The 3,772-nt window shown below is 59.0% G+C and carries 7 protein-coding genes; 5 read left to right on the top strand and 2 right to left on the bottom strand.

Features of this window, described 5'->3' with window-relative positions; all coding sequences use genetic code 11:
- Window positions 1–353: 353 nt before the first annotated feature.
- Window positions 354–653, top strand: coding sequence for a DUF1236 domain-containing protein (locus EOB36_RS33385; RefSeq protein WP_095489317.1), 300 nt, complete (start codon window positions 354–356; stop codon window positions 651–653).
- 75 nt (window positions 654–728) lie between these two features.
- Window positions 729–929, top strand: a complete 201-nt coding sequence (locus EOB36_RS33380) for a hypothetical protein (RefSeq protein ID WP_095489328.1) — start codon at window positions 729–731, stop codon at window positions 927–929.
- Between the two features lie 58 nt (window positions 930–987).
- Here the strand turns inward: EOB36_RS33380 and EOB36_RS34585 are convergent, their stop codons facing one another.
- On the bottom strand, window positions 988–1,152 hold the full coding sequence (locus EOB36_RS34585) for a hypothetical protein (protein ID WP_158302709.1): 165 nt from the start codon (window positions 1,150–1,152) through the stop codon (window positions 988–990).
- A gap of 431 nt (window positions 1,153–1,583) precedes the next feature.
- Here EOB36_RS34585 and EOB36_RS33370 point away from each other — a divergent pair, with 431 nt between their 5' ends.
- Window positions 1,584–1,793, top strand: a complete 210-nt coding sequence (locus EOB36_RS33370; protein WP_095489315.1) for a hypothetical protein — start codon at window positions 1,584–1,586, stop codon at window positions 1,791–1,793.
- 293 nt (window positions 1,794–2,086) lie between these two features.
- On the opposite strand, the gene EOB36_RS33365 is transcribed toward EOB36_RS33370, so the two are convergent.
- A complete protein-coding gene (locus tag EOB36_RS33365) occupies window positions 2,087–2,323 on the bottom strand; it encodes a hypothetical protein (protein ID WP_126107085.1) in 237 nt (78 codons plus the stop codon).
- 266 nt (window positions 2,324–2,589) lie between these two features.
- Between EOB36_RS33365 and EOB36_RS33360 the strand changes: the two genes are divergently transcribed.
- Together EOB36_RS33360 and EOB36_RS33355 are read left to right on the top strand one after the other, a co-directional pair.
- Window positions 2,590–2,880: a hypothetical protein gene (locus EOB36_RS33360; RefSeq protein WP_128286561.1), complete on the top strand. Its 291-nt coding sequence runs from the start codon at window positions 2,590–2,592 to the stop codon at window positions 2,878–2,880.
- Between the two features lie 156 nt (window positions 2,881–3,036).
- Window positions 3,037–3,327, top strand: a complete 291-nt coding sequence (locus tag EOB36_RS33355; protein WP_128286560.1) for a hypothetical protein — start codon at window positions 3,037–3,039, stop codon at window positions 3,325–3,327.
- Window positions 3,328–3,772 lie beyond the last annotated feature (445 nt).

The following is a 3,772-nucleotide window of genomic DNA, read 5'->3' as shown; positions in this document are numbered from 1 at the left end:
ACCGCCCGCCGTGCCGAAAGGTGCGGCGGGCTTTTTGACTTCCGTATGGAACACCGGCTCGGGGAGGACGTTCGGCTTCTGCAGCATCTTCTCCTGTGAACCAAGCTGCGAGATCGGTGTCCCCTCCCGATCAGCCCGCGTCCTTCCCCTCCGTAGGGCGCGGCGTGGCTTGGTCATCGCTTTCCCGATGACGCGATGTCCGGCCTATTGCACGAAGCAGGAGAGACTTAGGTCCTGTCTCGGATCAGACCGAAGCCCAACCAAGGAACGTTTGCGGCCACCTCAGGTTTGGGTGGACCGGGCGCGAAGAGGATACCGCCCAGCGCAAGAGATCTCACACGAAGGAGAAAGCTATGAGAATGCGTCTTTCCACGGCAGTCGCGGGGCTTCTGCTGCTGGCAGGCATCGGCGCTGCTGCCGCTCAGGACGTGATCATCGAGCCTGAGCAGGAGACCGTCATCAAGGAATATGTGAAGAAGCAGCCGCTCGCATCGGTGAAAATCCCTGGGGTAGAGCTCAATATCGGCTCAACACTGCCCGATACGGTCGAGCTTCATGAAGTTCCCGAGACCAAATACAGTTACGTGGTGGTCGACGACCGGACCGTTGTCGTTGATCCAGGCACACGCAAGGTCATCAAAGTCATCGAATAACCTAAGCGACTGGGAGGACAGCCCGCCGTGCCGAAAGGTGCGGCGGGCAGCCAGCAACGGAGGAATGTGATCATCGTGTCGAACCGTGAGATTGGAGCATCCAAGGCACTCCGAATGCGCGTGACCGACCTCAACAAGAGGATGCGCGGCGCACGGATTACCGAGAAGGAACTGAAGACCTTTCGAAAGGTCGCAGCCGTCATGGAGGACGGCAAGGGTAGAATCGATGCCGACGATTTGATTGCCGCATCCTTCGTCGTCGAGACGCTGGACTAACCAAGCCGCCTTTAAGATACCCAGAATGCGAGGCGCTGCAATGTCCCTCTCTCCCAGCCTATTCTCTGTTGGCCTGACTTTCCAATGCCCGCAGTGCAACTTCACCGTCATCAAGAACGGCAGCTGGTTTCAGGTCGTTTCCCATTACAAGTGTGAGGGATGCGGACGCGAGATCCGGATTACCTATCCCGACAAGATTGGTATCTTCCAGAAGCACGCGCACTTGGCCGCTCCCCCGCCAGGAGCGCGGTAGATGCGGGCTGCCCCGCGGGCGGCCGCGGTCAGGGTTGCCTGATGGCTGCCGCGCTTGTGGATCACCTTCGACACCTGCTCCGGCGTGATGCATAATCATCGTCCGCTGACACCTTGTGGCGATCGCGGAAATCCCTCGAGATAGGAATCCCAGCCGGTCATAGCCCGCACTCCTCCTCAGAGCGCGGGCCGACCGGTTTGCAGCTCCCGATCTACAGCGGGGGGACTAGATGGGGGGATAGGCCCACTGCTCCCCATCCAACTGTTAAGCAACCGCTTATGTTCCGGGCGCGGTTCTGATCTCGCCCCGAATGTTGTTGGGAAAGATGCCCGATTTTTCTTCCGTATTTCGCTTTTTCTGATTGTTTGTGTTGCATACGCCGCTTTGGGGGAAGCTTGCTTATGCCCGTTCGACGAACGGCCGAGGCTGTCGGGATTTTCAATTCATCCGAGGTGGCGCTGCTTGGTCGCGTGTTCGATCGCTTGAAGGTTGACGGCCAATCGGAACAACAACGTGAAGTTCTCGCGTCCCGAATTATTGCCAACTACATGGCCGGAGTGGTGGACGAGGAAGAACTTCTTTCAGCTTCCATACAGCCGCTGGGACGGTAAGCGGCTGCGCCGCCGAATCAAACAGATCCTTCCAACCGCCGGTTGGTAGACGCGACGGAGCCGGCAGCCTACGATTTTTCACGATCCGCGCACCGGGCAAGTCCCGACCCACCCCGCGCTCGGTGACCGCTTGATCGCCCCGTCGCTCTCCTGTGTGGCGGGTTTTTTTGTTTCCATATGGAAATACTGGCATTCGCGCTGATGGCCGGGCCGGGGACCCGCAAATACGTCGGCAGTGCCATCATCAGCGTCAATCACGAGGATTTTTGGGGCAAGGGCTAAAGCGGGACATCTCAGATCCCATACCTCAGGGCAATGAAGACCACCGGTGCAAAGATCAGGAAGATCGCCATTACTATAATCACGGCAAGGGCCAGGCGCTCTGTTCGCCTGACAATGGCAGCGACCTCGTCGTCGCTCGACGAAATGAGATCAACCACCGAGAAATCTGTTGGGTTAGGAGTTTGATTGTCATTTGCGGGTCGGCTTGCGACCTCATCGACATTCTGTCTGCTCTGGATAAGGGTCACAGTACTTTCCGCTGTTAGAGCGCCATATCGGGTGCCCGCCGATGGTGCACATACAGCGGGCACCCGGTGAACCACCGATGAAGGGACTTTGCTCGGCGGCCCAATACTAATGCAGTGGTAAGGTCCTGGTTGCCGGCCCTCAGCCCTCTGTCTTCGACCCAAAGACTTCAGTCTTGCCGCATCTTGGACCAAAGCCCAGCGGAGGAACGAAGTGCCCGCCGGTCCCGTTTGCCGAAAGTGATAATTCAGAGATAGGAGAGGTTGTCATGGCTGACGGTCCAACCGTTGTTAACTCAGGCGGAAATGGCGCCGGCACTGCTGTCGCCGTCGTTCTCGCAATCATCGCAATCGTGGTCCTGCTGTTGTTCACTGGCGTTATCAATATCAATGGCGGGGGCACCGGGAAGGACGTCGACGTAAAGGTTGAAGCGCCCAGGGTTGAAGCGCCTACGGTCGAAGCGCCCAAGATCGAAGCGCCAGCCTCGCCCGCTCCGGCAGAGCCGGCCGCACCTGCTCCAGCCGCGCCCGCTCCGGCAGCGCCTGCTAACGGCGGCTGATTGTGATATCGGATATCGGGCCCGGCGGGATGCTCTTCTGGCTTGATGAAAACGTCTTGCATGGAGGCGAGCCGCTCTGCGAAGCAGCGCAGGGAAAAGAAAGCCGTTCAACGGAGTTTCAATCCTTTGGCGGGGACTTGCAGAGGGATATTGCGTATGAAGATGCTCGTAACCCTCCTGGCCGCCGGCATTGCAATGACTGGCTGCGTCAGCGTAGCGGCAGCCGATCCCTGGAAGGACGAGAGCGGGCATGGGCGCTGGGTGGGTCGCTACAACGACGATGATCACCAGCCGCGTCGAAATAGGGAGCGCGAACGCTACAGCTACAAAGAGGAATTCCGGCGCGGGAATTGCAAGATTGAGCGCAAGTGGGAAGGCGATGAATACAAGGAAGAGGTGAAGTGCAAACGCGGCTTCAGGAGGCCGGCTTACATTTATCGTTATTGAAAACAGCGCCTTTCGGAAGGGCGGCCGGCCGGCACGCATCATCGTCGCCAGCTTAGATGGGCGAGATCGGCACGCGCAAATATGTCGGCTCGGCCTTCATTAATTCCAGCCGCGATCCGCGAGCGGCTCTGAAACGCGATCCAAGTGCGCGCCGGGCCGCCACCGAAGGGCGTGAAGCGGCCAATCACGCAATGGGTCAAGCCGGTTCTGCGCCATGACGTAGGTAACAGGTCGCACCTGAGACATGGCGCGTGAACCCGTGTCTTTTTTCAGGTATCACCGATCGTCCGGACGCCTCGCAGATAAGATTCGCCGACGTCGCGGGCACCTCCTGTGCCTGCGTTCATTCTATGTCCGCAGTGAGGAGGGGGCGTTGGCGGCCCGTGTTCGCCAATGGCGGGGCAGGGCGGATCTGAACGGGGCTTTTCCACGAATGACACTGATG

Origin of the sequence: Mesorhizobium sp. M6A.T.Cr.TU.017.01.1.1 (assembly GCF_004023115.1) — a bacterium.
In the GTDB taxonomy this organism is placed as follows: domain Bacteria; phylum Pseudomonadota; class Alphaproteobacteria; order Rhizobiales; family Rhizobiaceae; genus Mesorhizobium; species Mesorhizobium mediterraneum.
Note: the sequence above shows the minus strand (reverse complement) of the source record. Positions and strands in the feature narration are given on the sequence as shown.